The sequence below is a fragment of the Paraburkholderia sp. JHI869 genome, from assembly GCF_038900775.1.
Classification (GTDB): Bacteria; Pseudomonadota; Gammaproteobacteria; order Burkholderiales; family Burkholderiaceae; genus Paraburkholderia.
The window spans coordinates 313,799-340,533 of record NZ_JAYMSC010000003.1; the positions used below are offsets into that span (position 1 = coordinate 313,799).

Below are 26,735 nucleotides of genomic sequence, written 5' to 3' on the forward strand. Positions count from 1 at the left end.
TGGCCACCGGGCGAATGACCGGGTCATCCGAGCATCAGATGGCCCAGCCGCCCAGGTAGAACGCGGCCAGCACGCCGGCGATCACCACCGTGCCCACGTTCAGCTTGCGAATCTCGCCGCTCACCACGCGGCCGATCACGAGCGTGCAAAAGCCCAGCATGATCCCGGTGACGATGTTCGCCGTCAGCACGATGAACACGGCGCACACGAGGCCCGACATCGAGTCGACCATATCGGCCATGTCGAGACGGCTCACGCTAGAAAGCATCATGAGGCCCACATACATCAGCGCGGGCGCCGTCGCATACGAGGGCACGAGGCCCGCGAGCGGCGCGAAGAACATCACCGCCAGGAACAGCACGCCGACCATGGCAGCGGCGAGACCCGTCTTCGCGCCCGCTGCCACGCCCACCGTCGATTCGATATAGGCCGCCGCCGGTGCGCCGCCGAGGAAGCCCGAGAAGATCGAGCTGACCGAGTCGGCCGTAAGCGCACGCCCGCCGTTGACGATGCGTCCGTTCGCGTCGAGCTGGCCCGCCTGCCCTGCCACGGCGCGGATCGTGCCGGTGGCGTCGAACACGGCCGTCATCACGAGGGCCAGCACGCTCGGCAGCACGGCGAGTGAAAGCGCGCCCTTGACGTCCATCGCGCCGATCAGCGAGGCATGGCCCGGCGCCGAAAGCGAAGGCCACGCGAACACGCCGTGAAAGGCCACAGCCGGGTCGATGGCGAGGCCGAGCGCCGAGATCGCGACGATCACGATCAGGATCGAGCCCGGCACGCGGCGGCGCACGAGGCCGAAGATCGCGGCGAGGCCGACCACGGAAAGAATCACCGGCAGCGATGTGATATGGCCGAGCGAGACCGGCAGGCCCGCGCCCGGATTCTTGACGACGAGGCCCACGTCATTGGCGGCGATCAGCAGCAGGAAGAGGCCGATGCCGATGCCCGTGCCATGCGCGATGCCGTGCGGCAGGTTGCGCAGGATCCAGGAGCGCACGCCCGTGACCGAAATCCCCGTGAACACGAGCCCCATGAGGAACACCGCGCCGAGCGCGACTTCCGGCTTCAGACCCTTGCCGAGCACGAGACCGAAGGCCGTGAACGCCGTGAGCGAGATGGCGCAGCCGATGGCGATCGGCAGGCGCGCCCACAGGCCCATGAGCAGCGAGCCGAACGCCGTGGTCAGGCACACGGCCACGAACACGGCGCTGGTGTCGAAGCCCGCCTTGCCGAGCATGCCCGGCACGACGAACACGGAATAGACCATCGCGAGGAAAGTCGTGACGCCCGCAATCGCCTCCTGGCGCAGCGAGCTGCCGCGCGCGGCAATGTCGAAATAGCGGTCGATGAAACCGGAAGCCTGGCCCAACTCTATAGGCTCGGCTTCGGCGGCGGCGGTCGTGCCGGCGAGCGGCTGCGCGTGGGGTTCGATCATGGTGAGTGCCTCCTTTATCAGCATGCTGAAACGGCTCCCGGCTCACCAGCCGATCCGTCGTCAGGTTTGTCTCGAATGATTTAGTCGTGTCGACGCGTTGCCGGCGCCTGGCTCAACGTCCGGCGCTCATCGTTTTGACATCTCTTTATGGATGGAGCGAAGGTTAGGCGAACACGATTAGCGCTCCCATCGCACGAGTCGCATTGAGTTCATGCCGCGATGCTTATATGCCCATGAACAGGGCGCGCCGCGCCGGGCCGCCTCGCGTTTACACCTGGAAGCTCCTGGCCGTCGCCCGGCCGTCGTGCGGGCACCCTGCCGCGCCCGGCTCGGCGCTTGCGGCACCTCGCACGTCTCGCCGCCGCGCCGTCGTTAAGCGGATCGGCCCCGTGCGCGGGTTACACTCACGCATCCCGACCCGGTTTCCCCCGCCGCGCGCGCGTCGCGCCGGCTGCTCCAAGGAGTTTCAGTAGATGAGACGCGGCATCTTGCGTTCCGCACGTCCTGTTTTTCACTTTCCGTACGCCCTGACGCTGCTGATGCTGCTCACGCTCTCGGGCTGCAGCCTGTTCCGGTCCGCCCCGCCGCCCGAGCCGGAGGCGCCTGTGGCCACGGAGCCCGAGCCTGCCGCGAGCGAACCCGAGGCCGCGTCCGCGCCGGAAGCCGCGAGCGAGCCGGAAACGGAGGCCACCATCAAGCCTTCGCCCAAAAAGCCGCGCCCCGCGCTGGTGCACCGCCGCCGTCCGGTGCCGCCGCCGCCCGCGCCCGCAAGCGCCCCGCCCGCGCCGCCCCCCACGCCGATCGTGCAGGTGCGCACGCTCGAGCGCGGCACCTTCCGCACACTGCTCGACAGCGAAGTGCAAAAGACCGACGGCAAGGTCGTGGGCCGCGCCGTCGACATGGTCACGGGCCCCGGCGGCAAGCCGGTCGACGTCGTGGTGAACCTGCAAGGCTTCATGGGCATTGGCGACCGCAAGGCCAATTTCCCGTGGAGCGGCGTGCGCGTGAACACGCAGCCGAAAACACCCGCCATCACGCTCGCCCTGCCGGCGAACCAGCTGCAGTTGCCCGACCGCCCCAAGGCCGGCGCGCCGCAGCCCGGCAACCCCGAGGCGAGCGCGACGCGCCTGCCCATGCTCGACGCAGACGTGGCGCGCGCCAACGGCGCCAAGGTGGGCCGCGTGGTGGACGTGCTGCTCGACGGCAGCGCCGCCCCACAAGCCGTGGTGCTCGACGTGAGCGGCACGCTCGAAAAACGTCATACGATCGCGGCCGACTGGTCCGCGCTGCACTTCGTCACGAAGAACAATGCGCTCGAAGCGCAACTCGAAATGAGCGACCAGCAGGTGGATGCGTCGCCGCCCTACTCGCCCGACCAGCCGGTGCGCGCCGTGACGCCCGCGGCCCCGCCGCCGCCGGCCTCCGCCGCGCCGGCAGCGCAGGCCGCGCCCGCCGCATCGCCCGTCGCCTCCGCAGCCAATGCCCACGGTGCCAAATGACGGACGGCACTATGCAACACACCACTCCAGACCCGCGCAGCGTGCGCGCGCTCGACTGGCTGAACTTCTTCGTGGCGAACGTGCAAACGGGCTTCGGGCCGTTCATCGCCTCGTATCTGGCATCGCACAAGTGGACGCAGGGAGAGATCGGCCTCGCGCTTTCGGTGGGCACGATCAGCGCGATGGTGAGCCAGGTGCCGGGCGGCGCGGCTGTGGACGCCCTGCGCAACAAGAAGGCTGCCGCCGCGTGGGCGATCATCGCGATCATTATTTCGGCCGTGCTGCTCGCCTCGAGCCCGACCGTCGTGGCGGTCATGGCCGCCGAGATCTTCCACGGCTTCGCGAGCTGCATGCTCGTGCCGGCGATGGCTGCGCTCGCGCTCGCGCTGGTGGGCCGCCAGAACCTGGGCGACCGGCTCGGGCGCAACGCGCGCTGGGCCTCGATCGGCAGCGCGGTGGCCGCCGGGCTGATGGGCTTGTGCGGCGAGTACTGGTCGCCGCGCTCCGTGTTCTGGCTGACGGCCGCGCTCGCGCTGCCCGCGCTCGTCGCGCTCGCGATGATCAAGTACGACCAGAACGCCGCCTACGCCAAACCCATGGCCAAACCCGGCAAGGCTGGCGCCGCGGGCTCCAGCGAATCTCGCGAGACGATCTTCGACCTGCTGCGCGACCGGCGCATGCTGACCTTCGCGGCCTGTGTGGTGCTGTTCCACCTCTCGAACGCCGCGATGCTCAACCTCGCCGCCGGCGAAGTCACGGCCGGCATGGGCGACAACGTCCAGCTCGTGATTGCGGCGTGCATCATCGTGCCGCAAGCCATCGTCGCGCTGATGTCGCCCTGGGTGGGCCGCACAGCGCAGGCCTGGGGGCGCCGCCCCGTACTGATTCTCGGCTTTTGCGCGCTGCCGCTGCGGGCGCTGCTCTTCGCCGCCGTCGGCAACCCGTACTTCCTCGTGCCGGTGCAGATGCTCGATGGCCTCTCCGCCGCCGTGTTCGGCGTGATGCTGCCGCTCATCGCCGCCGACGTGGCGGGCGGCAAGGGCCGCTACAACCTCTGTATCGGGCTCTTCGGACTTTCGGCGGGGATCGGGGCGACGCTTTCGACGGCGCTGGCCGGTTTCATCGCCGATCACCTGGGCAATACGGTGAGCTTCCTCGCGCTCGCGAGCGCCGGCGCCGCCGCGGTGCTGTTGGTTTGGCTCGCGATGCCTGAGACGCGCGACGCGCTCGAAGAGGAAAACGCCCGCGACGCCACCGTGTGAGCGGTGCGCCGCTTTCGCGGGCGCCGGTTGCGCCTGCGAAGGTGGGCGGTGGCAACCCGCTTTGGTTACTGCGAACGAACGCCGACGCCCCTTGGGGCGCCGGTTCGCGCAGCTTCATGACGTTGGAATGACTAGCTTGTGACCTGCCGCGCCCGCGCGCCTTGAAGAAGGCGGCAGGACGGCGGTGGATGACGAGGTGTGACCAGCCTTGCGACACGAGGACAACGAAAGACAAACTCGGCAAACCCGCACGGGCGCCGGGTAAGTGACGCCGGCGCGCTCAGGCGGCCAGCGCCTCGTCCAGCCGCGCCGCGACGACGGCGTTGGGAAGGTTGTCGAGCTTGCTCGCGAGGATCATCGCGTCGGCATTGGCCGGGCGATGACGGCGATTGGGGCTCGGCCGGAACACCGCGTCGCCGCGGCGGATCTTCTCGCCGGTCAGCGCGCAAACGGCGCTGCGTCGCGCCGTGCAGACCCGCCACAACTGGTCGGAGTAGCGGCCATAGGTGGCGTCGCTCCAGCAAACGGTGATGCTGTCCGGATCATGCCGCCGGATCAAGGTGATGCCCTGCGCATCCCACGAACGGACGGTGGCGCGCCGCCGGTTGGCCGCCTCCGAAGCGCCGCGTGTGATGGGTACCGGTTTGCAGCTTCTGCCGCCTTCGAATTCGGTGTCCAGGCTGAGCGGCTCGGAAGCCGCGGACAGAAGGTCAATGGTTTGTTGCCAAACGCTGCCGGTATCTAATTTCGTCATAATGCACCTCGTGCACGTGGAAACGATTCAAATATGCCGGTCGAATAAGCACTCTGCCACGTCCGGATTATAGCGTGTTCAACTCGCAATCCACAGGAAAAACGCAATTTTCACACGATAATGCCGAACGCAAAAAACGAGTTGGCGGAGCTTTCAGTTCCGACTGTAAGCCTCCAATGTTGGTTTCTTTACATCCGTGAACTTTTTTGCCGATTTGATGATACTTAACAATCCAACTGCGGAAAAAATAACCGGTTTCACGCCTCATGTCACTAGTGGCGTGACTTTTCAACATAACTGAATTGTTACAGCGCCCGCTGCGCCCCGTGGACGCATAAAGTCTGAAAAGCCCGCCCAGAGCCAATCTAGCGGCCTTCTCCGGCATCACACGGGCTCCACTCTTACACACCGGCCGTGACCGATCAATGAAACGCAATGCCCTATTTGACATAGGTGCATCAGACGGATCACATACTAAACGTCAGTCTATTGACGATGAATGGATGCGGAATTCTCGCACGAAGCTTGCATCCTTCACACGCATGGAATATCGAGACATTCCACTATTCGGAATAGCAATTAATGGATTTTGGATATTGCTTTAGACGCTTGCCGCCCATCAATGAGGACATTGTGCAACTCGCACAAGACAAATGGCAACTATGCGGTGATCTTACAAGCGCTGTCATCTGCACCGAAAGTCCGCACCGAAAGTATGCACACTAAACCGTCATTGAATCCGCGGATAAAGACAAACGAATGAAGATATCGCGCGGCGCGGTCTTAAGCGCCACGGCCTTGATCGAGAAATTCGCCGGCGCGCACCCTTAGCATCGCGCCAAAGTCGTCGAGCCAGCCAATCGAAAGCCGCCAGCTCTGCCAGTAGAGTTCGACGTCGAGCGCGCGGCCCGGCGTGAGCGCGACGAGTTCGCCGCGCGCGAGATGCGGCGCGATCATGCGCTCGGGACACATGCCCCAGCCCAGGCCATTGAGGCAGCAGCGCAGAAAACCGGCCACATGGGGAATCCAGTGCAGCGGCGCGTCGATCTGCGCGCGGGTGATACGGCGAATGAAGCGCTTTTGCAGCTGATCCTTGGGATTGAACTCGACGCACGGCGCGTGGCGCAGCGTGTCGCGCGTCACGCCCTGCGCGAAATGCCGCTCGAAAAACGCCGGCGAGCACACCGCGAGATAGCGCATGCGCCCAAGGCGTGTCGAGCGGCAGCCCTGCACGGGCTCGGCCTGCGTCGTGACGGCGCCCTGCACGCTGCCGTCGCGCATGCGTTGCGCGGTGTGATCCTGGTCGTCGATCACCAGATCGAGCAGGATGCCGCGCTCGACGCAGAAGCCCGCCACGGCGTCAATGAACCAGGTGCCTACGCTGTCGTCGTTGACGGCCACGCGCAGCGTCGGCCGCGCGGCGCCCAGCGCACTTGTGAAGGTCGGCATCGCCCCGCCCAGTTCCGCCTCGAGCAACTGCACGCGCTCCGTGTGGCGGCACAAGAGCGCGCCCGAAGCGGTCGCGACGCAAGGCTGGCCGCGCTTCACGAGCACGGTGCCCACGCGCTCCTCCAGCAGCTTCACGCGCTGCGAAACCGCCGAAGGCGTGACGTTGAGCGCGCCTGCGGCGCGATCGAACGAACCATGCCGCACGACGGCGGCGAGCGCATCGAGCAAGGCATAGTCGAGCATTAGCGTTCCTTAATCCGGTTAATGAATATGAGCTTTGCTTATGCGGCCCATGGCGGCAGACTAGCGCCATTCCCTGTCGATGTCCAATGAACGCAGGCGCCGCGCACCGCGCCGCCCGCGCTCCTACCTTTCCCGCTACCGTCATGAACTGGCTCGCTTTCACTCACGGCGCGGCGCTCTGCGCCTCGCTCATCGTCACGATCGGCGCACAGAATGCGTTCGTGCTGCGTCAGGGCATCTTGCGCTCGCACGTCGGCAAGATCGTCCTGCTCTGCACGCTGTCCGACTTCATCCTGATCGGCGCGGGCGTGGGCGGCGCCTCAGCGCTCGTCGAGCGCTATCCGACCTTCGTGCACATCGTTCTATATGTGGGGCTCGCGTGGCTCGTGTGGTTCGGCATCGGCGCGCTGCGGCGCGCGGTTCGCCCTTCGCACGCGGTGCTGGAAAGCAACGCCGCGGCAGATGCGCCCGAGCAGCGCGCCTGGCCGATCATCCTCATGACGCTCGCGTTCACCTGGCTCAATCCGCACGTGTATCTCGACACCTTTCTGCTGATCGGCACGGCCGGCGCGCGCGAGCCGCAGGGCAGCCGCCTTGCCTTTGCGATCGGCGCGATGTGCGTGAGCGCGGTATGGTTCGTCGCGCTCGGCTACGGCGCGCGGGCGCTCGCGCCGCTGTTCCGGCGTGCGAGTGCGTGGCGCGTGCTCGACGGCGCCATCGGCGGCATGGTGCTGTTGATCGCCTTTGCGCAATTGCGCTAGCGCCTGAGAACGCCCGTCGAGCCCGCCGTGCGCGGGTCATGCGTTTGCCGTATGACCCGCTACTGCGCGGCGCCCTTGGCCTTTAGCTGTTGCAGCAGGCCCTCGACGAGTTCCGGCGACATGTAGTGCGGCCCGTCGAAGAGATACACGCGATAGCCGTGATAAGCCTCGAGCTGCGGCGCCAGTTCGGCTGCCGTGGCCGCGCGAAAGCCCCCGCCCTGCTTCGGACGAAACGCCTCTGCGATGATGCGCACACGCTTGTGGCCCAGATGCGCGGATAAGGCATCCGCGTATTCGCGCGCCGCCGCCGGGCCGCGCGCGTAGACGCCGCAGCCGTCCTGCAGCAGCACGCCGACATCGCGCGGCAGCCAGGTGTCGAGCCATTTCGCGAGCGCTTCGCCGCCGATGTTGCTGGTGTCGTACACGCTGATCCACAGCGGATGCGGCAGCTTTTCCAGCAGCGGCGCCATGCGCGGCGCGTCGGTCCAGGTGGGATCGACTTCGACGGGGAAATACCAGCCCGTGATGTGAACCGGCGGGCGCACGGCCGCGAGCTTGAGCGAGCGATCCACCAGCGTTTCGAGGTTCTCGCGCGCTTTCTTCTCATCCGAATAGCCCGCAAGGCCGACGATCACGCCGCGCGCCCAGGGTTCGTTGGCGATGCGCACCCAGTCGGGCACGCGCGGCGCGGGAATGCCCGCGCCCGCCATGAACGCGACGTCGTCGACGGCGATCCATTGCACCAGCAGCTCGTTCACGCCCAGCCGGTCCCAGTCGCCGCGCAGGTCGAGATGGTCGTTGTCGGGCTGCCAGACGATGCCTTGTGCGAGGGCATCCGCGTGCGCGGGCACCTGCAGCGTGCAACCGGCCGCGGCGAGCGCGCACAGTGCGGTGCATGCGAGACGCGCGCATCGCGGCAAGCGGCGCAAGCGCGTTCGCCCGGCTTCTTCTGCATGGCCTGCGCTACGTTGCGCCTTTCTCCGCACGATCATCAGGTTTCCTCAATAAGAAAGCACGGCGCCGAAGAATACGCCACCCGCACGGTCGTCGCCCGTGATGCGCCAGCGATACTGCACCGACACGTCGACATACGAGCGCGGCGCGTCGTAGAAGCTGTCGCGGAACCAGTAGCGCGTCGAGACACCCACGCCCATGCCCACCGGCACACTGTGGTTGATGCTCGAATCGTAGTCCACGCCGGCCACCGCGTACGGAAAGACCGTGAGCTTCGGGCTGATGGTGTCGAGCCGCCACGTGCGCCCTGCCTCGATATAGCCCGTGCCGTAGTTCCAGCCGTTGCTCACGTAATGGCCGACTTCGCCGTAGTCCTGCACCGTCCACCACGACGGCACGTCGAGCCGCCGCTCGGTGCCGATGCCGCCCGAGTAGGCCAGGCGCAGCAGCCAGTCGGACGGCGCGCGCGAGCCAATCGGAATGAGCCGCTCGAACGCTATCACCGCGTTGATCGATTCGAACGGCTTCGCGCGCGCGCCGATCGCCCCGAGCGCCGTGGAGATGCCGCTTGGCGCATCGCCCTTCGCGCCGACGTCCTGATAGACGCGCGCGTACACCTCGAAGTTGCGGTCGCCGAGCGTGCCGAACGGCCGCCAGTAGCCTTCGAGGCCCATCTGCCAGTTGTTGTACGAGCCCGGCACTGCGCCTGTCGACACGCCAGGCTGCAGGCCCGAGCCGCGATAGTTGACCGAAGCGATGGCGCCCCAGTCGCGCGTGACGTCCGCGTGCGCATTGCGCAGGTCCTGCAGTTGCACGAGCGTCGCGGGCGCGACGCCCTGTGGCGGCGAGGTGCCGTAATCGATCGCGCGTTTGAAATAGCTTGCGGCCAGCGCGTCGAAAGTCGCGCGGTATGCGCTGTAGCCCGCGTCGCCCGTGGCCTGCGGCGGCAACTGGCCGGCTTCGTCCGCCTGTGCGAAGTACGTGGAAGCGCGGCGATCGTCGCCCGCGCGTTGCGCCACGTAGGCGGCGGAAAGCGGCGGCAGCGCGTCGAGCAGGCCCGCATCAAGCATGGCGCGAGCTTCGCGCTTTGCGCCCTCTGTGTCGCCCGCGGCGGTAAGCGCGTCGATCAGTTCAAGCCGATGCTGCGGATTGCGCGGGTCCGCGGCTACGGCGCGTCGCTGCGCGTCGAGCGCGGCCGCCTGATCGCCGCGTTCAGCCGCGACGATCGCGGCACGCCGGTCAGCGAAGCCGGGATCGGCCGCGTAGACGTCACAGGCGCTGCCGTACTGGTCCACGGTGCAGTCGAGCACCGGGCGCGCCGTCGTGGCCACCCGCGCGCCCGGCGCAGTAGGCGTGGACGGCGCGGCGGACTGCGCGAGCGCCGCACGCGCGTAGTAGCGGCGCATGGCGATCAGGGCGTCGGTGTCGTCGCCCGCGGGCGGCAGCGTGGCGAGGAGATCGAGCGCGCGCTGCGGTTGGCCTTCGGCCGTCCACACATCGGCGATGATCGCGTGCGCCACCCGTTCGTCGCGCACTGAGGCGCCTTCGCTCAACAGCGCCTGCGCAAAATCGTCGTTGGCTTCGGCCGGGCGCCCTTGCGCCGCGCGAGCGTAACCTCGCAACACATAAGGCATCAGTTGCGGCGTGGCGCCCGACGCAATGGCATCGCCCGCGGCGGCTTCGAGGCCCGCCATGTCGTTCTGCTCGAGCAGCATCTCGCTGAGCAGCAGCCAGTTGCCAAGATGAGTCGGCGCGTAGCCGATCGCCTCGTGCATGAGCGCGATAGCCTGCGCGGTGTCGCCGCGCGTGCGCGCCGCCTGGGCCGCCTGCACCGCCGCAGGCGCGAGCCGCGCGCCGATCTGCGTGCGGCGCTCGCTCAACGCCTGGCTGTCGCCGAAACGCCGCTGCGCCTCCTGCGCGGCCTGCCAGGCTTCGCGGTCGTGGCCGCCCGCGGCGGCGGCGTCGATGGCGAGCAGCCGCAGACGCAATATGTCCGGCCGCAACGCGATCACAGCGCTCGCCTCGCGCCATGCGGCATCGTACTGCTTCGCGCCGTACGATTTGTAGGCATCCTGAGCAAGCTGCCATGCCCGGCCGGTCAGATAGTCGGGCGGACCGGAACCCGGCGGCGGCGCGGCGCGCTCCGCACGGCCGCCACTTGTTGGCGCACCTGGCCGCGCCAGCGCCGCCACCTGCGTATCGACTTCGCGCCTTCGTGCCGTGAGCGCCGCGTCCGGACCGATCTGCGCGATCGCGTCGGAGAGCGTGCGGCTCGCCTCGCGCCACTGCCCGCGCGCCGCCTGGGAATTCGCGAGCAGCAAGCGTAGCGACGCGAGATCGGGCCGCTGACGGATCGCCTCGCGCGCGTAGCGCTCGGCCGCCGCGTAGTCGCGGCGCGCATAGGCGTCGTAACCCTGCTGGGCGACGCGATACGCAGCACCGCTCAAAGGCAACGGTTGCGTGCCCTGCGGCAGTGCCTGCGCCTGCGCGCGCCCGGCGCCCGCGAGCGCGGCCCACAACGCGGCGAGCACAAGCGCACGCGGCATGGCTGCACGAAACGGCGCGCTTGCGTCAAAGCCGGATGAAGATCGCATCGCCAGAAATGGCTTTGGAGTGCGTCTCATGGCGCAGATGCACCTTCGGCGCGCAGGCGCTCCTGCTCCGCGATCGCCGTGGCCAGCGCATCGCGCGTGATCACGCCTTGCTCCACCATGAAATCGCCGATACGTCCATGTTCCGCGGGCCGATAGCGCTGCAATGCGCCGTCGAACGCAGCACGCTTCACCGCGCCGCGCTCGATCAGCAGATCGCCCAGCAGCGGTACGCCCGGCGTCGCGGCTCCGTGCATTTCGGCGTTCGCTTTCGCCTCATGCGCGTCGCGCACCTGCCCCGGCGGCACGCCGCGCAGCAGGCGCAAGCCGTCCGCCACCTCGCCCTCGCGCACGATGCGCTGCACGATCGGCAATGCGCATTGGGCCTGCAACTCCGCGAGCGAAGGTTCCGCAAGCGGACTCGCGCAGAGCACCACCTCATGCCCCTTGCCGTCGTCGCCTTGCGGCAGCACGCGGTAACGCACCGCGAGTTCGAGTGGCAGATCGCCCGCGTAACGCGTGAGCCGCTCGCGATCGAGACGGCCGCGCGGCAGATCCGCCTGAAACGCGATGGCCTCCGCGAGCGTCTCCTCGTCGAGCCAGCCGTGCGCCATCAGCACGCGCCCGAGCGGCGCTTCATTCGCGTGCTCCTCGGCTAGCGCCTGCTCCAACTCTTTCGGCCCGATCGCCTGCCACGAAAGCAGCAGTTCGCCCAGGCGCTGCTTGCGATCCGTGAAGCCGTCCGACGAGGGAAAGTCGTGCATGGTCTTGTCCCACACGAGCCGCTTGCCGGTGACGAGATACGCGAGATACATCTTCCACGCGCGCGAGACCGCCATGAAGTTCACGAAGTTGCCGATCACCATGCGCGGCACCGAAAGCACGCCATGCTCCCAGCCGTAGAGCCGCGAGACGAAGTACACGCGCTGGATCACGCGCAGCAGCAGCGCGACGCCGTTGGCCCACAGCACGATGGTGAGAAAGCGGGAGCCCGCAAATGGCGACGCGATCAGATCGGGCCGAATGCCGAGAAACTCAGCGTACGCAAAGAGCAGGAACTGCGCGAGCAGCACATAAGCAATGATGCCGACGAACGCCGTGACGATGCCCTTGCGGTCGCGCGCGAGCAAATAGCGGTTCGCGAGCGTGCCGACCCAGCCTGTCTGCTCCCAGCCTTGCAGGCCGATGCCGAGTGTCCAGCGCGCACGCTGACGGTAAGCGGTCCGAAACGTATCGGGGAAGAACTCGCGTACGCACAGCGGCATGGTCAACGTGACGTCGCGCTCGGGCCCGAAGCCGAACCACGACTTGCGCCGCGTGGCGAACTCCACGGGAAAGCGCGCAAAGATCGAATGCATGCCCATGCGGCCCAGGCGCTCGCCCACGTCGTAGTCTTCGGTCAACGTCTCCGTGTTGAAGGGCTGGTTCTGCGTTTGCTCTGCGAGCCCGGCCAGCGCGCGGCGCGAAAAGCACGTGCCCACGCCTGCGGAAGGCACGGTACCGGCAAGGCTCTCGCGCACCACGAGATCTTTCGCATGCCATTCCGCGAACTCGTCCATATAGGTGCCCGCAACGAGCTCGTACCATTCGCGCTCGAGCGAGGCGACCGGCAGCTGGATCATGTCCTTGCGCGGCAGCAGATAGTTGAAGAAGCGCAACTCGAGCGGATGCAGCACATCCTCGCTGTCGTGCAGGATCACGCCCGCGAACTCGATGCCGGTTTCCTTCTCCATGCGAAAGATCGCCTGCACGATCCAGTTCAGGCAATCGGCCTTGCAGGTGGGGCCATCGTGCGGCACCTCCACGCGGTGGAGCTGCTTGTAGCGCCGCCGCATGCGCTCGACTTCGGCAATGGTCGCCGCATCGTTCTGGTAGGTGCCGGCGAACACGACATAGTTCTTGTAGTCGAGCACACGCACGAGGTCGGTGACCATCGAGGCGATCACGTCCTCCTCGCGCCACGCGGGCACCATGATCGCGAGCGGCTGTTGCTCGCGCGTGTAGAGCTGCTCGGCGCGCAACGGCTCGTAGCGCCGCTCGATCGTGAAGTGGCGGATGATGCGGCGCACCCAGTACCACGCGTCGATGAACAGATCGTCGATGCTCGATAGCAGGATCACCACCGCAACCACAGCCGCGAGATACTCCATGCCCTCGTAGTAGCGGCCGGCGTAGTAGTTGAGCCACCAGTCGATGGCGTTCGTGCTCACGATCCGCTCTGCTTGTTGTCCGGGTTCTCGGCGCTCTCCTGCGCCGCACGCGCCGCAGCGGCCGCCGCCGTTCTCGCCCTCGCCCGCCTGCGCGCCAGGGCCGCCGCGAGCAGCAGCAACACCAGCACGGCAACTGAAATGCTCGGCACGCCCCAACCCGCCCAGTGACGCGTGAGCCACGCGCGCTGATCGTCCGTCGGCGGCACGCCGCCGGGGTACTGCGTGTCGAAAGTCTTGAGCACGCCGCTCGCATCGACGATGGCCACGTCGCCCTGCTGCAACTGCATCCCCGGCGGCAGAACGGGCGCATCGCCCACGCTGCGGTAGACGACGCCAGGCGTCGTGCCCGAGCGCACCACCTGGATCAGGCCGAGATTCGCGAGACCCGACATGTCGACGAGCGTCGAGCCGCCGCGCCCCTTGAGCGTGAGCCGGCCGTCCGCAAAGCTCGCGTGACCCGCCTCGCTATCGAGCGCGACATCGGTGGCGAGGAACGGGTCTTTCGGCTGCGCGTTCTGGCCGTTCGGCACCACCTGGAGCGTCGCCCGCGTGGGCGCGACGCCCGCCGCGTTCGCAAGGCGCGCCACGCGCGGCAGCGTCGTGACCGGGTCAGCCAGATAAGCGTCGGGCACGAGAACGTTTGCCGTGTGCGAAAAACGCGCCACCATGCCCGTGAAGTTTTCGCCGAGCGGCCCCTGGCCGATGACCAGATGGCTACCCGGCAGCACGGCTGCGGGATAGCCCTGCTCGCGCGGGCGGCATCCGCCCGCCGGCTGGCGCTGGAACAGCACGCGCAGCGTATTGGTGGTGCCGAGCGCATAGACGGGGATGTCCGCGCTCACGCGCTGCGCGTGGCCATCGGTGTCGAGGAGATGCGAGCCGATCAGCACGCCATTGAAGAAGATCGACGCCGTCTGGCCATTGCGGTCCGCAGCGGGCGCGGCAGCGAGATCGAGCACGACGCGGCGTGGAATCCGCCCATCGCCCGAGACGGCGGCGAGATCGAAGTTGGCGTCCCACGCCGCACTCGTCAGCACATCTAATGTTCTGGGCGTGCCACCGATCAGCGAAAGTGCGATACGGTCGCTCGAACCACCCGCGCTCAAGTTTGGCGATGCGGCCAGCTCGTGCACGACGAGCCGGCGTGACACATCGATGCCGCTCCACGTGCGCGAAAGCGCGCTCACGCCCGTGTCGTCGCCTACGACCACGGTGGGCAGGCCGCCCAGATGTGCGAGGCGCAATTCGCCCTTCTCGAACGGCGTGGCCAGCGCGCCGCCGGAATGCGTGCGCCACGCATCGAACGCGCTCGCGGCATCGGCGGAGACGGCCAGCACTTCGCCGCGCAACGCGTCGAGCGCTGTGCCCGCTTGCGCGCGCAGCGCGTCGTCGGCTACCACGACGTTGGGCTCGAACGCGCCCGCCGGCGCGAGGGCGATGAGCGCACCGAGTTCGGCGGGATTCGCGATTCGGTGCGAGCCGCCCCCTGCAAGCGCGGCGAAAGCGGGCACCGCCTGCAATGCGCTCGGCACCTGAATCGTGCCGAGATTCACGGTGTCGCCCACCGCGGGCATGCGCGTCGTGACGGGCGAGGCGCCGCCGCGCATCAACAAAGCTTCGAGCCGCCACGCCACGTCGTAAGCCGCGGCATCGAGCTTGCCGCCGCTCACCAGCACCACGGGTTTGGCCGGCAGCGCGCTCCACGCGGTGCGCACGTCGTTCACGGCCGAGGTGTCGAACTGATACGTGAGTCGCGTGGTGGGCGCGACCTTCCAGACGTTGCCGATCGCCGTCTGGTCCGTGCACACGTTTTCGTTGAGCACCGACGACCATTGCAGTCCCACGCGCACGAAGCCCGAGGGGCGCGGCGCGCCGTCCACGCCGATGCTGAGCGAGCCGTCACCCTGCGCGTCGGTGACGTTGCGCGCCTGCACGGGCGAGCCGTCGAGCGAGAGCAGGAAGGTCGTGCGTCCGCCGTTGCCGCGCAGATAGTTCGCGTCGAGCTGCAGCGTCGCGTTGCTGATCGGCAAGCCTGCGGGCACCGGCAAATAAAGCTCCTGGGTCGCGTCCGGCGCGCGCAGCACGACCGGATCGCGCACGCCGAGATCGGCCAGCGACACGCTGCGCGACTCCACACGCCCAGCACCGAGCTGCGCGAACGCACTGGCCAGATCGCCAGGCGCCGCATACGCACAACGGGCGAGCGCCGCGAGAAGCGCTGCGGCCACATATGCGAAATGCTGCGCACCCAGCGGCGCGCCCACGCCCTTGCGCCCCGCTGCGCGCATCTGCCGGATCGGATCGAATCTCACGTGTCATGCCTCTTGGTGTCGGCGCGGCGGCGCAACCGCCGCGTGGCGGTTCTTGCCTTCCCGCCTTTGGAATATCCTGATTGCCTGGCACTGCGATGTAACTGATACGGTGGCACAGCGCCGCCGTCAAGACGCCGCGTCGGCCTCGTCCGCTTCGCTGGGCTCAGGCCGCATGGCGACCACCGGATGCCGGTAGCCAGGCAACTCACGGCTAGGGAAAGGTTCGAACGGCTTGCCGGTGAGCGCCGCGACGATGCGCTCCGATGCGTGCCCGTCGCCGTAGGGATTGACGCGCCTCGCATAGGCGCGCCGCTCGTCCTCGTTCTCGACGAGTTCGAGCACCGCGCGCACGATCGCCGTACGGTCGGTGCCGATGAGCTTCACGGTGCCCGCGGCGAGCGCCTCGGGCCGTTCGGTCACGTCGCGCATCACGAGCACAGGCTTGCCGAGCGCGGGCGCCTCTTCCTGCACGCCGCCCGAATCGGTCAACACGATCGAAGCGCGCTGCATGAGACGCACGAACTCGGGGTAGTCGAGCGGATCGGTGAGGTGAACGTTGGGCGCGTTGCCGAGCGTGGCGAGCACCGGGCCACGCACATTGGGATTCAGATGCACGGGATAGACGATCTGCATCTTGCCGGAATGCGCGAGCGAGGCGAGCGCCGCGCAGATATGCTCGAAGCCCTCGCCGAAGCTCTCGCGCCGGTGGCCGGTGACGAGCAGCAACGGGCGGCCGGTCTCCGCAGGTTCGAGAAACGGAAACTGCGCATCGAGACGCTCGCGCAGCGCAGCGTCATTGTCGAGCCGCTCGCACATGAGGTGCAGCGCGTCGATCACGGTGTTGCCCGTCACGACCACGCGCCCGGCCAAGGCCTCCGCTTCGAGGTTCGCCCGCGAGCTTGCCGTGGGCGCGAAGAGCAGATCGCTCACCACGTCCACCACGCGCCGGTTCATTTCCTCGGGCCACGGCTCGAACAGATTGCCGGTGCGCAGCCCGGCCTCCACGTGCCCGACCGGTATGCGCCGATGAAAGGCGGCTATGGCACCCGCCATGCTTGTAAGAGTGTCGCCGTGCACGAGCACACGCTCGGGCTGCTCGGCCGCGAGCACGTCGTCGAGCCCGGCGAACAGGCGCCCGGCGAGACCGTTGAGCGTCTGGTTCGCCGTCATCGCTCCGAGATTGTGGGCCGGCACGATGCCGAACAGATCGAGGACCTGCTGCAGCATGGTCTGATGTTGCCCCGTCACGCAGACAATGGACTGCACGCCGGGTTGTGCTTCAAGACGTTTGACGAGCGGCGCCATCTTGATGGCTTCGGGCCGCGTACCGAATATCGACAGAATGCGCACAGGCAGGTTTCCGGTTAGCTGGAGTGTCCAGGCGCCGCGGCGTTGCCCGCTTGCGACGCCCCCTTTTACCGACTGTCTTCATGCCGTTGCCGCCGGTCCTCTGTTGCGCCGCCTGTATCAAGGCGGCGATGTGGCCGTGCAGCAGTACTCTACCTGCTTAATTAGACCATTGCGCGTATTCGTGCCGCGCCCCAATGCTCATGCTCCGTGGCTCACGGCGCGATTGTTCAACGATTCGATATGGACCGAGCGATTATTACGTCATACAAGACAGACTTCATCGATCGACGTCGCGTTATTTTTCATGCGCAGAGCATGAACGATAGCTAACGATTCAATAAAACGTCACACTCGTCGCGTTTTGCGCGGGTTCGAAGTAAGCTCGTGCGACGACTGCAATCTCTTATGCATCACGGCGTGCACGCATGGCTGCACCCCCACCAGCAAAACAACAGCGAGATGGACGACCTGATACTGGACGCCTTCGATGCGTCGCAAATGATTCCCGGCTTCAATGCGCCAGCGTTACCGCTCGAGCGACCGGACCGCGAGACGCTCGACGCGGCCGAACGCAACACGCGCCACTGGACAAGCCGTGTCACCGGCGCGATCACACCCGGCACCGACGTTCATCGCGACGAAATGTGCCGGATGTTCCGCGAGACCTTCAATCCTTACCGGCCATCGGTGCTCGACTGGCCGCAGCTCGAACCCGCAGCGCTCAAGCGTGTGACCGATCTGCCCATCTGGGACATCGCCGTGCAAACGGAAGGCCGCGCGCGCCTGCGCATGGCCGCCTATGCCGCCTCGCTCGACGACGCGGTGATGCGCGACGCGCTCGCGCTCAACGCGTGGGAGGAAAACCGCCACAAGGAAGTGCTCTCGCGCATGGTGGCGGCGTACGGCATCAAGCTCGCGAGCGAGCCGCCCTACGTCTACCCCAAGGACGCCGAATGGGCCTACCTTGTCACCGGCTATAGCGAGTGCGTGGACAGTTTCTTCGCGTTCGGCCTCTTCGAGGTGGCGCATCGCTCGGGGCTTTTCCCGCCGGAACTCATCGACACGTTCGAGCCCGTCATGCAGGAAGAATGCCGCCATATCCTGCTGTTCGCGAACTGGGTGGCCTGGCACCGCGCCGGCCTCTCCTGGTGGCAACGCATCCGGTTCGAAATCAAAGTGGCCGGCGTCTGGGCCTTTCTGGCGTGGGAACGCATTGGCCTCGCGCGCGCCATGGATGCCGAAGGCAACGAGCACAAGCACGACAACAACTTCACGATGAACGGCGCGCAACAGGTGACGGACGTGGACATCAGCGTACCGGACCTCATGCGCCTGTGTCTCGCTGAAAACGAGCGGCGCTTTGCGGGCTACGACAAGCGTCTGCTGCGCCCGGAAACCATGCCGCGGCTCGTGCGCTTCGCACTGCGCTTCGCGCGCGACAAGAAAAGCTGACACTCCCCTCACTATTGCACGCGCGCCGCTTCGTTCGAATGGACGATTGCGGCGCGCGCGGCTTTCGTGCGACGCTTCGCGCCCATGCAGCCTGCGCGGCGCTGCTTCAGCACGCTCGAAGAACGCCTTCCACAAAGCTGAATTCCACGCCGCTCACGCGTCTGTCACAGTGACGAAGGTCTTCGTCAGCGACGAAAGCATTGCCCCTATCGAGGAGAAACAGCTTGAAAATTCTGGTGCCCGTCAAGCGCGTGGTCGATTACAACGTAAAGGTTCGTGTGAAGTCGGACGGCACGGGGGTGGATATCGCCAACGTGAAGTTTTCGATGAACCCGTTCGATGAAATTGCCGTTGAAGAAGCGGTACGCCTGAAGGAAGCGGGCGTGGCCACTGAGGTCATCGCCGTTTCGTGCGGTGTTTCGCAGGCCCAGGAAACACTGCGCACGGCATTGGCTATCGGTGCGGATCGCGCCGTGCTGATCGAGTCGAATGACGAACTGCAACCGCTCGCGGTGGCGAAGCTATTAAAAGCGCTCGTCGACAAGGAACAGCCGTCACTGATCATCCTCGGCAAACAGGCCATCGACGACGATTCGAATCAGACTGGCCAGATGCTTGCGGCACTCGCAAATCTGCCGCAGGCGACGTTCGCGTCGAAAATCGTTGTCGCCGATGGTAAAGCCACGGTGTCGCGCGAAGTGGACGGCGGTGCAGAAACGCTCTCTCTCAAGCTGCCCGCTGTGGTGACGACGGACCTGCGCCTGAACGAGCCGCGCTACGTCACGCTGCCGAACATCATGAAGGCGAAGAAGAAGCCGCTGGAGACAATCCAGCCTTCGGCTCTGGGTGTCGATGTCGCGCCGCGTTTGAAGACGCTCAAGGTCGCGGAGCCGCCTAAGCGCAGCGCAGGCGTGAAGGTGCCAGACGTTGCGGCGCTGATCGAGAAGCTGAAAACCGAAGCCAAGGTGCTGTAAGGGAGCGATTTGAAAATGACGAATCTGGTGAATCTGGTAATAGCTGAACACGACAATCACGCGATCAAGGCCGCGACGCTGAACACGGTTGCAGCGGCACAGAAGATCGGCGGCGACGTGCATGTGCTGATCGCGGGCCACGACGCGCAAGCCGCAGCGGACGCTGCCGCGAAGATCGCAGGCGTTGCGAAGGTGCTGCTCGCCGATGCGCCGCAACTCGAGCAAGGTCTCGCGGAAAACATCGAAGCAACGATCCTCAGCATTGCGAATCACTACTCGCACATCCTGGCTCCCGCAACGGCATCGGGCAAGAACGTCACGCCGCGCGTTGCAGCGAAGCTCGACGTCGCGCAGATCAGTGACATCACCGCCGTGCACAGCGCCGACACGTTCGAGCGTCCGATCTACGCGGGCAATGCCATCGCGTCGGTGCAATCTCAAGACGCGATCAAGGTCATCACTGTGCGCACGACGGCGTTCGATCCAGTCGCGGCCGTAGGCGGCAGCGCAGCAATCGAGAAGATCGAAGCCGCAGCAGACAGCGGCCTCACGCAATTCGTGAGCCGCGAAGTCACGAAGCTCGATCGTCCGGAACTCACGAGCGCGAAGATCATCGTCTCCGGTGGCCGCGGTCTAGGCAGCGGCGAGAATTACACGAAGGTTCTCGAACCGCTCGCCGACAAGCTCAACGCCGCACTCGGCGCATCGCGCGCAGCCGTGGACGCGGGCTTCGTGCCGAACGACTATCAGGTCGGCCAGACCGGCAAGATCGTCGCGCCGCAACTGTATGTCGCGGTAGGGATCTCCGGCGCGATCCAGCACCTCGCAGGCATGAAGGACTCGAAGGTCATCGTCGCCATCAACAAGGACGAAGAAGCGCCAATCTTCAGCGTGGCCGATTATGGCCTCGTGGGCGATCTGTTCACGGCCGTGCCCGAACTCGCCGGCGCAATCGGCTAATACCGGCCCCAAGCCAGCAGCAAAAGCGAAAGGCGCCTTTGTGGAAACAAAGGCGCCTTCGTTACTTCCGATTCATCGACAAGCGTTCAAACACCCAAAATCCGCTGCGCCTTGAGGATAACCGGCATGTCCACCATCTTGCCGTCCAGCGCCACAGTCGCGCCGCCGCTCGCCTGCACCGCATCTAGCACGCGTCGCGCCCACGCGCGTTCCGCCTCGCTCCACGCGTACGCGCGATGCACGGGCTCGATCTGCTTCGGATGAATGCAGAGCTTGCCGCCGTAGCCGAATCGCCGCCCGCGCCTAGCTTCACGCTCAAGCCCGTCTGCATCGTCGAAAACCGTTGAGACGCCGTCCACGGGCGCAGCAATACCCGCGAGCCGCGAGGCCAGCACGATCTGCGAACGAAACGCGTCGAGTTCTTCGCCGTCGCCGTCGATGCCCATGTCAACCTGAAAGTCGAGCGTGCCGAACGCCACGCGCAGCACACCTTGCGCGCCACACAGCGCATTCAGGCCCGCGATGCCGCGCGCAGTCTCGACGATCGGCAACACCTGCAGCGCGCCGTGTGCGCCTGAGCGCACGGCCGCAACCTGTTCCGCGCTTTCCGCCTTCGGCAGCATGATGCCCGCCACGCCCGCATGTCTCGAGAGCGCGGCGGCGTCATCGGCGAACCAGGGCGTGTCGGTACCGTTCACGCGCACCCACACGGGGCGCGCAGCGTCCAGCGCCGCGAACACGGCGTCGCGCGCCGCGCCCTTCTCCGCCAGCGGCACCGCATCTTCGAGATCGACGATCACGGCGTCGGCACCTGCGCTGCGAGCCTTCTCGAAGCGCTCAGGACGGTTGCCCGGCACGAACAGATACGAACGGGACAGCGCCGTGCTCATGCGGGCGCTCCGTCGCCGAACAGCGTGCCGACGCGCTGCGCCTCGGCAATGCCCCACGCCGCGTCGAGCAGGCGCTGCGCGCCGCTCTCGCTCGCCGCGCCCGAAAATGCCGCGAGGCGCACGAACTTCGCTGCGATCTCCTCGCGCGAGAGCGTATTGCCGGGGTCGCCCTTGGGCTCGTCCACGCGGCCTTGCAACGTGCGGCCGTCGCGCGTCGTGACCGTCACCTTGCCGATCCAGCGCGCGGGATACGCGCGGTCAACCTCCTCATCGAGCGCCATCGCCACGCGTTCGCGAAACGCAGCGATCTCGTCCGCAGAATAATCGCGCTCGAACTCGTTCACACCGGCATAGCCGCGATAGGCGACGAGGCCCAGCACGGTCCCCATGTTGAATTTCGCCTGGTGCACGGTGCTCGGCACGACCACGCTGCCAAGCACGTCGATCGCACCCTGATGCACATGCGCCGTCACGCCCGCAATGTCGTCGGGATTCAGGCGGTGCGCTTCGATCACGGAGAGCAGCGCATCGGCGGCGGGATGCGTGTGCCGGCATGCCGCGTGATACTTGAACGACGTTTCGACCGTGGCCCAACGCTCGCCCAGGCGATCGCCCAGCTTTGCGGGATCGGCGTCGCTCGACATGCCCGCCGCCATACCCTGTGCGCCTTCGAGAATGCGCTGCGCGCCGCGAAAGCCATCCGCCGCGAGCTGGGCCGCCATCAGGCCGTTCGCCGCCGCCATCGCCGTGTGCAGTTGCTTCGAATCGGCCGCGTCGCGCAGGAACTCCCACAACCCGCTCGCCTGCGTGCCTGCCGAACCGAACGCATCGAGCATCTGCTCGGGCGTGAGCTTCAGCAGACGGCCCGCGGCGGCCGCAGCCGCGACCGTGCCCACGGTGCCGGTGGTGTGAAATATCTTGTAGTGCGAACGACCCATGAATTCGCCCACACGTATGCCCACTTCGTAGCCCGCCACCGAAGCCGCGATGAACTCCTTCCCCGAGGCGCCCAGCGCCTGCGCGAGCGCAAGCGTCACCGGAAACACAACGGTGGCCGGATGCAGCACCGAGCCGTTGTGCACGTCGTCCTGTTCGACGAAATGCGAAGCGGCGCCGTTGATCATGGCGGCGAAATACGCCGTGGCGCGTGTGCGGTCGATGACGATATCGCACGGGCTCTGCGCGTCGGGCGCGCCGCGCGCTGCGCGGGCGAAGCGCGCAATCGTTTCGACGGGACGCGCGCCCTTGCCGCCCAGCGCGGAGCCGAGCCAGTCCACGTAAAGATTGACGGTGCGCTCGACCACGTGAGCCGGGATCGAGTCGAAGCGCAGTTGCGAGGCGAAGGCCGCGAGTGCGCGGCTGGAATGATCTGTCATGGCAGCGGTGTTCAGTGAAGTCGGGTTGCGATGGGCCGAGCGCGGTCAGATTGCGCCGGACTCCCGCAGCGCATCGATGCGCGCCGCGTCGAAGCCAAGCTCTTGCAGAATTGATTCGGTATGCTGACCGAGTGATGGCACCGCGTCCATGCGTGCATCGAACGCGCCAGGCGCGCCTGGCGGCAGCAGCGCCGGAACGGTTCCCACCGAAGTCTGCACCTCGCGCCAACGCTCACGCGCCTGCAGTTGCGGATGCGCCCACACATCGGCCATCGTGTTCATCTGGGCGTTGGCGATGCCGGCGCGGTCGAGCCGTTCGATGACCTGGGCCGCGCTCAGCTTCGAGAACGCCTCGACGATCAGCTCGCGCAATTCCACACGGCGCGCGGAACGCTGGGAGTTCGCGGCAAAGCGTTCGTCGGTGGCCAACTCGGGCTGCGACAGCACCTGCTCGCAAAAGAGTTTCCATTCGCGATCGTTCTGCAGGCCGAGCATGACCGACTTACCGTCGCCCGCTGGAAACGGCCCATACGGATAGATCGTCGCGTGCGAGGCGCCTGCGAGCGGCGGCGGCGTTTGCCCCTCGATCGCGTAGTAAAGCGGATAGCCCATCCACTCCACCATGCTCTCCAGCATCGAAACGTCGATACGGCAGCCGCGCCCGGTACGCCCGCGCATGAGCAACGCGCTCAGGATGTTCGAATAGGCGTACATGCCCGCGGCGATGTCCGCGATCGAGCAACCCGCCTTCGCGGGTTCGCCGGGCGACCCCGTTATGGAGAGAAAGCCCGACTCGCTCTGGATCAACAGATCGTAGGCCTTGCGCTCGCGGTAGGGACCGTCGTCGCCGTAACCGGAGATATCGCACACGATCAGTTTCGGGTAACGCTCGCTGAGCGCCTCGTAACTGAGCCCGAGCCGCGCCGCAGCGCCTGGCGCGAGATTCTGCACGAGCACGTCGGCGTCGGCGAGCAGCGCGTCCAGGATCGGCGCGGCCTCCTTGTGCTTCACGTCGAGCGAGAGGCTCTCCTTCGAGCGGTTCGTCCACACGAAGTGTGAAGCGAGTCCATGCACGCGCTCGTCATAGCCGCGCGCGAAGTCGCCCACGCCGGGCCGCTCGATCTTGATGACGCGCGCGCCGAGATCGGCAAGCTGGCGCGTGCAAAAAGGGGCTGCAATCGCGTGTTCGAGCGTGACGACCTTGATTCCGTCGAGAGGTCTCATGGCGCGCGCCTCCGGTCAGAACGAACGCGGCAGGCCGAGCACATGCTCCGCCACGTACGAGAGGATCAGGTTCGTCGAGATCGGCGCGACCTGATAGAGGCGCGTCTCGCGGAACTTGCGCTCCACATCGTACTCGCAGGCGAAGCCAAAGCCGCCGTGGAATTGCAGGCAGGCATTCGCGGCTTCCCACGAGGCGTCGGCCGCGAGCAGTTTCGCCATGTTGGCCTGCGCACCGCAGGCCTCGTGCGCGTCGAAGCGGCGCGCGGCCTCGAATCGCATCAGGCTCGCGGCTTCGACGTTGACGAACGCGCGCGCGATGGGAAACTGCACGCCCTGGTTCTGCCCGATGGGCCGCCCGAACACGATGCGCTCCTTCGCATAGGCGCTCACCTTGTCGATGAACCAGTAGCCGTCGCCGATACATTCGGCCGCAATGAGCGTGCGCTCGGCGTTCAGGCCGTCGAGGATGTACTTGAAGCCCATCCCCTCCTCGCCAATCAGGTTTTCCGCCGGAATCTCGAGGTTGTCGAAGAAGAGTTCGTTGGTCTCGTGATTGACCATGTTGAGAATCGGCTGCACGGTGAGGCCGTGGCCGATCGCCTCGCGCAGGTCAACCACGAAGATCGACATGCCTTCGGACTTCTTCTTCACGTCGGCGAGCGGCGTGGTGCGCGCAAGCAGGATCATGAGGTCCGAATGCTGCACGCGCGAAATCCACACCTTTTGCCCATTGATCACGTAGCGGTCGCCCTTGCGCACCGCCGTGGTCTTGATCTTCGTGGTGTCGGTGCCGGTGGTGGGCTCGGTCACGCCCATCGACTGCAGGCGCAGTTCGCCGCTCGCGATCTTCGGCAGGTATTTGCGCTTCTGCTCGGCGGAGCCGTGGCGCAGCAGCGTGCCCATGTTGTACATCTGGCCGTGGCAAACGCCCGAGTTGCCGCCCGACCGGTTGATCTCTTCCATGATGACCGAAGCTTCGGTCAGGCCCAATCCCGATCCGCCGTACTCCTGAGGAATGAGCGCTGCGAGCCAGCCGGCTTTCGTGAGCGCATCGACGAATTCCTCGGGATAGCCGCGCGCCTCGTCGATCTTGCGGAAATATTCGCCGGAGAACTGCTGGCACAGATCGCGTACGGCTTCGCGGATGTCCTGAAACGAATCTTGTTGCGTGGTTTGCATGATCGATATGAAGTTGCTATGAATGTTCGTGCTGCCCTTCAGGCCAGCGTGGCGGTGGCCTGCATCGTCAGATAGCCGTCGTGGTCTTTCGCCCAGAGTTCGACCGAGCGCCCGTCGTCGGCGAGCTTGCCGCACAGCGTGAACGCGTTGCCTGCGAACGTGGGCCGTACCGCGCGAAACGCGTACGTCGCGATGGTGGCGTCGGGCCGCTCGCGGTGTACGAGGTCGAGCAGCAGTGTCGCGATGAGCGGGCCGTGCACGACGAGACCCGGATAACCCTCTTCCTGCGTGACGTACGGGAAGTCGTAGTGAATGCGATGGCCGTTGAAGGTCAGCGCGGAATAGCGGAACAGCATGAGCGCGCTCGCGGTGAGCGTGCGCGACCACGTTTCCCCTTGCGGCGCCGCGACCGGCTTGGGCGCACTCGCACCGGGCTGCGGCGCGTCGCGATAGACGATGTCGTGCTCTTCCTCGATGCACAGCGCCCCGTCGCTCTCGTAGCGATGCTGCACGGTCACGAACACGAGGCGGCCGCTGCGGCCGGTCTTGTCCTCGATGTTCGCGATGGTGGAAGTGCGCGCGGCCTCGCTGCCCGCGTGCAGCGGCGCGTGAAAGGTCAGGCGCCCGCCTGCCCACATGCGGCGCGGCAGCTCAACCGGCGGGAGGAAGCCGCCGCGCTTCGGGTGTCCATCGGGGCCTGCTTCCGCAAGCGGGGAGACGGGCAGAAAATAGAGCCAGTGCCACAGCGGCGGCACAGCGCTAGCGGGCGCCTCGCGGTCGAGCGTGGCGGCGAGCGCGCGCAGCGGAAACGCGGTGATGTCGTCGGTGAGCGTTTCGGTCTTGTCGAGCCACGCGCTGAGCGATGGCGTTTGCGATTCCGGCATGGCGTTTCTCCGTTGCGAGACTGGTTGCCATACTATGAACGGCCCGTGCCGTTTCGCGAAGTTGCCTTTGCCGAATCAGCCCTTTCGCTTTCGTTAATCCCCCGACCATTGGTGCGCAATACTTGCACGCGGCTTTCAACGCAGACCGCGTGCAGGCCTCACACTTCTCCGCGCAGATGCGCTGAGGCTTCGTCTTCCACACGCTGCCACAACTCGAACGACATGGGGCGCTCGCCTTCTTCGAGCAGATGACCCACGAGGCCAATCGCGCGCGCCATCACGCCAAAGCCGCGCACGATGCGCCAGGGAAAACCGAATTCGCAGCAGATCGCACCGATTGCGCCCGTGGCATTGATCGGCAGTGCCTTGCCCGACGCACGCTCCGCCTCGGCGCCGATCAACTGCATGAGCTTCACGTAGCGCCCCGACATGCCGTTTTGCGCCGCCAGTTCAAAAAGGCGCGGCGTGCGGGGATCGATGGGTTTGTGCAGCGGATGACCGAGCCCCGGAATGGGCGTGCCGCGGGCGCGCCATGCGGCAACGGTATCCACGGCGAGCTTTTCGAGGTCGTCGCAGTGGCCGTCATAAGGCAGCGTTTCGGAGAGCATGCGGCAAGCGCCCTCCATGCTGCCGACGAACACCGAGCCAAGCCCGCATAGCCCTGCTGCGACGGCCGCCTGCAGCGACTCGGGCGCGCCCGCGTACGTCATGCGCGCGGCGATGGCGCTCGGCGTCATCCCATGCTCGACGAGCGTGATGACGATGGCGTTGAACATCGCAGACTGCTGCGGCGTCGCGGCCTTGCCCGTGAGTTGCAGAAACGCGAAATCGCCGAGATTCATGTGGCCGAGCACTTCGTCGGGCAGGCTCTTGCCGCGCACGACGATACGATCTGGCGTGCTGTAAGCGATATCGGAGCGTACGAGCGGTTTCGGTTGACGGGCCATAGTCTTGATTCCTTCGTTATACAGAA

At 66.4% G+C, this 26,735-nt stretch carries 20 protein-coding genes; 6 read left to right on the top strand and 14 right to left on the bottom strand.

Annotation, left to right across the window (positions count from 1 at the left end; translation table 11 throughout):
• Window positions 1–34: 34 nt before the first annotated feature.
• A complete protein-coding gene (locus VSR72_RS07865; protein WP_342951835.1) occupies window positions 35–1,438 on the bottom strand; it encodes an NCS2 family permease in 1,404 nt (467 codons plus the stop codon).
• A 473-nt stretch (window positions 1,439–1,911) separates the two neighbouring features.
• Between VSR72_RS07865 and VSR72_RS07870 the strand changes: the two genes are divergently transcribed.
• Both VSR72_RS07870 and VSR72_RS07875 read left to right on the top strand, forming a co-directional pair.
• A complete protein-coding gene (locus VSR72_RS07870) occupies window positions 1,912–2,937 on the top strand; it encodes a PRC-barrel domain-containing protein (protein WP_342951836.1) in 1,026 nt (341 codons plus the stop codon).
• A gap of 11 nt (window positions 2,938–2,948) precedes the next feature.
• On the top strand, window positions 2,949–4,199 hold the full coding sequence (locus tag VSR72_RS07875) for an MFS transporter (RefSeq protein ID WP_342951837.1): 1,251 nt from the start codon (window positions 2,949–2,951) through the stop codon (window positions 4,197–4,199).
• A 280-nt stretch (window positions 4,200–4,479) separates the two neighbouring features.
• On the opposite strand, the gene VSR72_RS07880 is transcribed toward VSR72_RS07875, so the two are convergent.
• Both VSR72_RS07880 and VSR72_RS07885 read right to left on the bottom strand, forming a co-directional pair.
• A complete protein-coding gene (locus tag VSR72_RS07880) occupies window positions 4,480–4,953 on the bottom strand; it encodes a DUF3331 domain-containing protein (RefSeq protein ID WP_158758087.1) in 474 nt (157 codons plus the stop codon).
• 783 nt (window positions 4,954–5,736) lie between these two features.
• Window positions 5,737–6,645 (bottom strand): LysR family transcriptional regulator ArgP, encoded by a 909-nt coding sequence (locus VSR72_RS07885; protein WP_342951838.1) that lies wholly within the window; start codon window positions 6,643–6,645, stop codon window positions 5,737–5,739.
• 143 nt (window positions 6,646–6,788) lie between these two features.
• On the opposite strand from VSR72_RS07885, the gene VSR72_RS07890 reads away from it, so the two are divergent.
• On the top strand, window positions 6,789–7,406 hold the full coding sequence (locus VSR72_RS07890; RefSeq protein WP_342951839.1) for a LysE/ArgO family amino acid transporter: 618 nt from the start codon (window positions 6,789–6,791) through the stop codon (window positions 7,404–7,406).
• 59 nt (window positions 7,407–7,465) lie between these two features.
• On the opposite strand, the gene VSR72_RS07895 is transcribed toward VSR72_RS07890, so the two are convergent.
• The 5 genes from VSR72_RS07895 to wecB form a co-directional block, all read right to left on the bottom strand.
• Window positions 7,466–8,398, bottom strand: a complete 933-nt coding sequence (locus tag VSR72_RS07895) for a hypothetical protein (RefSeq protein ID WP_342951840.1) — start codon at window positions 8,396–8,398, stop codon at window positions 7,466–7,468.
• Window positions 8,399–8,407: 9 nt separating this feature from the next.
• A complete protein-coding gene (locus VSR72_RS07900) occupies window positions 8,408–10,906 on the bottom strand; it encodes a tetratricopeptide repeat protein (RefSeq protein WP_342951841.1) in 2,499 nt (832 codons plus the stop codon).
• A gap of 74 nt (window positions 10,907–10,980) precedes the next feature.
• A complete protein-coding gene (locus tag VSR72_RS07905) occupies window positions 10,981–13,161 on the bottom strand; it encodes a glycosyl transferase family protein (protein ID WP_342951842.1) in 2,181 nt (726 codons plus the stop codon).
• Entirely contained in the window at window positions 13,158–15,473 is a 2,316-nt protein-coding gene (locus VSR72_RS07910; RefSeq protein WP_342951843.1) for a cellulose synthase, read from the bottom strand. Before VSR72_RS07910 ends, VSR72_RS07905 begins: the two co-directional genes overlap by 4 nt.
• A gap of 126 nt (window positions 15,474–15,599) precedes the next feature.
• Window positions 15,600–16,829, bottom strand: a complete 1,230-nt coding sequence (gene wecB, locus VSR72_RS07915; protein WP_342952035.1) for a UDP-N-acetylglucosamine 2-epimerase (non-hydrolyzing) — start codon at window positions 16,827–16,829, stop codon at window positions 15,600–15,602.
• A gap of 453 nt (window positions 16,830–17,282) precedes the next feature.
• On the opposite strand from wecB, the gene VSR72_RS07920 reads away from it, so the two are divergent.
• From VSR72_RS07920 to VSR72_RS07930, 3 genes are all read left to right on the top strand, one after another.
• A complete protein-coding gene (locus VSR72_RS07920; protein ID WP_342951844.1) occupies window positions 17,283–18,275 on the top strand; it encodes a ferritin-like domain-containing protein in 993 nt (330 codons plus the stop codon).
• 224 nt (window positions 18,276–18,499) lie between these two features.
• On the top strand, window positions 18,500–19,249 hold the full coding sequence (locus VSR72_RS07925; RefSeq protein WP_342951845.1) for an electron transfer flavoprotein subunit beta/FixA family protein: 750 nt from the start codon (window positions 18,500–18,502) through the stop codon (window positions 19,247–19,249).
• 24 nt (window positions 19,250–19,273) lie between these two features.
• Window positions 19,274–20,209, top strand: coding sequence for an FAD-binding protein (locus VSR72_RS07930; protein WP_342952036.1), 936 nt, complete (start codon window positions 19,274–19,276; stop codon window positions 20,207–20,209).
• A gap of 86 nt (window positions 20,210–20,295) precedes the next feature.
• On the opposite strand, the gene VSR72_RS07935 is transcribed toward VSR72_RS07930, so the two are convergent.
• From VSR72_RS07935 to VSR72_RS07960, 6 genes are all read right to left on the bottom strand, one after another.
• Window positions 20,296–21,099, bottom strand: coding sequence for a CoA ester lyase (locus VSR72_RS07935; RefSeq protein WP_342951846.1), 804 nt, complete (start codon window positions 21,097–21,099; stop codon window positions 20,296–20,298).
• Window positions 21,096–22,475, bottom strand: coding sequence for an MmgE/PrpD family protein (locus VSR72_RS07940; protein WP_342951847.1), 1,380 nt, complete (start codon window positions 22,473–22,475; stop codon window positions 21,096–21,098). The genes VSR72_RS07935 and VSR72_RS07940 overlap by 4 nt, the downstream gene beginning before the upstream one ends.
• Before the next feature lie 45 nt (window positions 22,476–22,520).
• Window positions 22,521–23,699 (bottom strand): CaiB/BaiF CoA-transferase family protein, encoded by a 1,179-nt coding sequence (locus VSR72_RS07945; protein WP_342951848.1) that lies wholly within the window; start codon window positions 23,697–23,699, stop codon window positions 22,521–22,523.
• Window positions 23,700–23,714: 15 nt separating this feature from the next.
• Complete coding sequence (locus VSR72_RS07950) at window positions 23,715–24,878, bottom strand: acyl-CoA dehydrogenase family protein (protein WP_342951849.1); 1,164 nt, start codon at window positions 24,876–24,878, stop codon at window positions 23,715–23,717.
• Window positions 24,879–24,916: 38 nt separating this feature from the next.
• Entirely contained in the window at window positions 24,917–25,762 is an 846-nt protein-coding gene (locus tag VSR72_RS07955; RefSeq protein ID WP_342951850.1) for a MaoC family dehydratase N-terminal domain-containing protein, read from the bottom strand.
• 158 nt (window positions 25,763–25,920) lie between these two features.
• Window positions 25,921–26,709 carry a citryl-CoA lyase gene (locus VSR72_RS07960; protein WP_342951851.1) on the bottom strand — a complete coding sequence of 263 codons (789 nt, stop codon included), beginning with the start codon at window positions 26,707–26,709 and terminating at the stop codon, window positions 25,921–25,923.
• Window positions 26,710–26,735 lie beyond the last annotated feature (26 nt).

What these genes read in the sequence shown, in the direction of transcription:
- VSR72_RS07950 (WP_342951849.1), bottom strand. Translation starts at nt 24,878, where the DNA reads ATGCAAACCACGCAACAAGATTCGTTTCAGGACATCCGCGAAGCCGTA.
- VSR72_RS07890 (WP_342951839.1), top strand. Translation starts at nt 6,789, where the DNA reads ATGAACTGGCTCGCTTTCACTCACGGCGCGGCGCTCTGCGCCTCGCTC.
- VSR72_RS07955 (WP_342951850.1), bottom strand. Translation starts at nt 25,762, where the DNA reads ATGCCGGAATCGCAAACGCCATCGCTCAGCGCGTGGCTCGACAAGACC.
- VSR72_RS07920 (WP_342951844.1), top strand. Translation starts at nt 17,283, where the DNA reads ATGGACGACCTGATACTGGACGCCTTCGATGCGTCGCAAATGATTCCC.
- VSR72_RS07945 (WP_342951848.1), bottom strand. Translation starts at nt 23,699, where the DNA reads ATGAGACCTCTCGACGGAATCAAGGTCGTCACGCTCGAACACGCGATT.
- VSR72_RS07960 (WP_342951851.1), bottom strand. Translation starts at nt 26,709, where the DNA reads ATGGCCCGTCAACCGAAACCGCTCGTACGCTCCGATATCGCTTACAGC.
- VSR72_RS07895 (WP_342951840.1), bottom strand. Translation starts at nt 8,398, where the DNA reads ATGATCGTGCGGAGAAAGGCGCAACGTAGCGCAGGCCATGCAGAAGAA.
- VSR72_RS07870 (WP_342951836.1), top strand. Translation starts at nt 1,912, where the DNA reads ATGAGACGCGGCATCTTGCGTTCCGCACGTCCTGTTTTTCACTTTCCG.
- VSR72_RS07885 (WP_342951838.1), bottom strand. Translation starts at nt 6,645, where the DNA reads ATGCTCGACTATGCCTTGCTCGATGCGCTCGCCGCCGTCGTGCGGCAT.
- VSR72_RS07880 (WP_158758087.1), bottom strand. Translation starts at nt 4,953, where the DNA reads ATGACGAAATTAGATACCGGCAGCGTTTGGCAACAAACCATTGACCTT.
- VSR72_RS07865 (WP_342951835.1), bottom strand. Translation starts at nt 1,438, where the DNA reads ATGATCGAACCCCACGCGCAGCCGCTCGCCGGCACGACCGCCGCCGCC.
- VSR72_RS07940 (WP_342951847.1), bottom strand. Translation starts at nt 22,475, where the DNA reads ATGACAGATCATTCCAGCCGCGCACTCGCGGCCTTCGCCTCGCAACTG.
- VSR72_RS07900 (WP_342951841.1), bottom strand. Translation starts at nt 10,906, where the DNA reads ATGCCGCGTGCGCTTGTGCTCGCCGCGTTGTGGGCCGCGCTCGCGGGC.
- VSR72_RS07935 (WP_342951846.1), bottom strand. Translation starts at nt 21,099, where the DNA reads ATGAGCACGGCGCTGTCCCGTTCGTATCTGTTCGTGCCGGGCAACCGT.
- VSR72_RS07875 (WP_342951837.1), top strand. Translation starts at nt 2,949, where the DNA reads ATGCAACACACCACTCCAGACCCGCGCAGCGTGCGCGCGCTCGACTGG.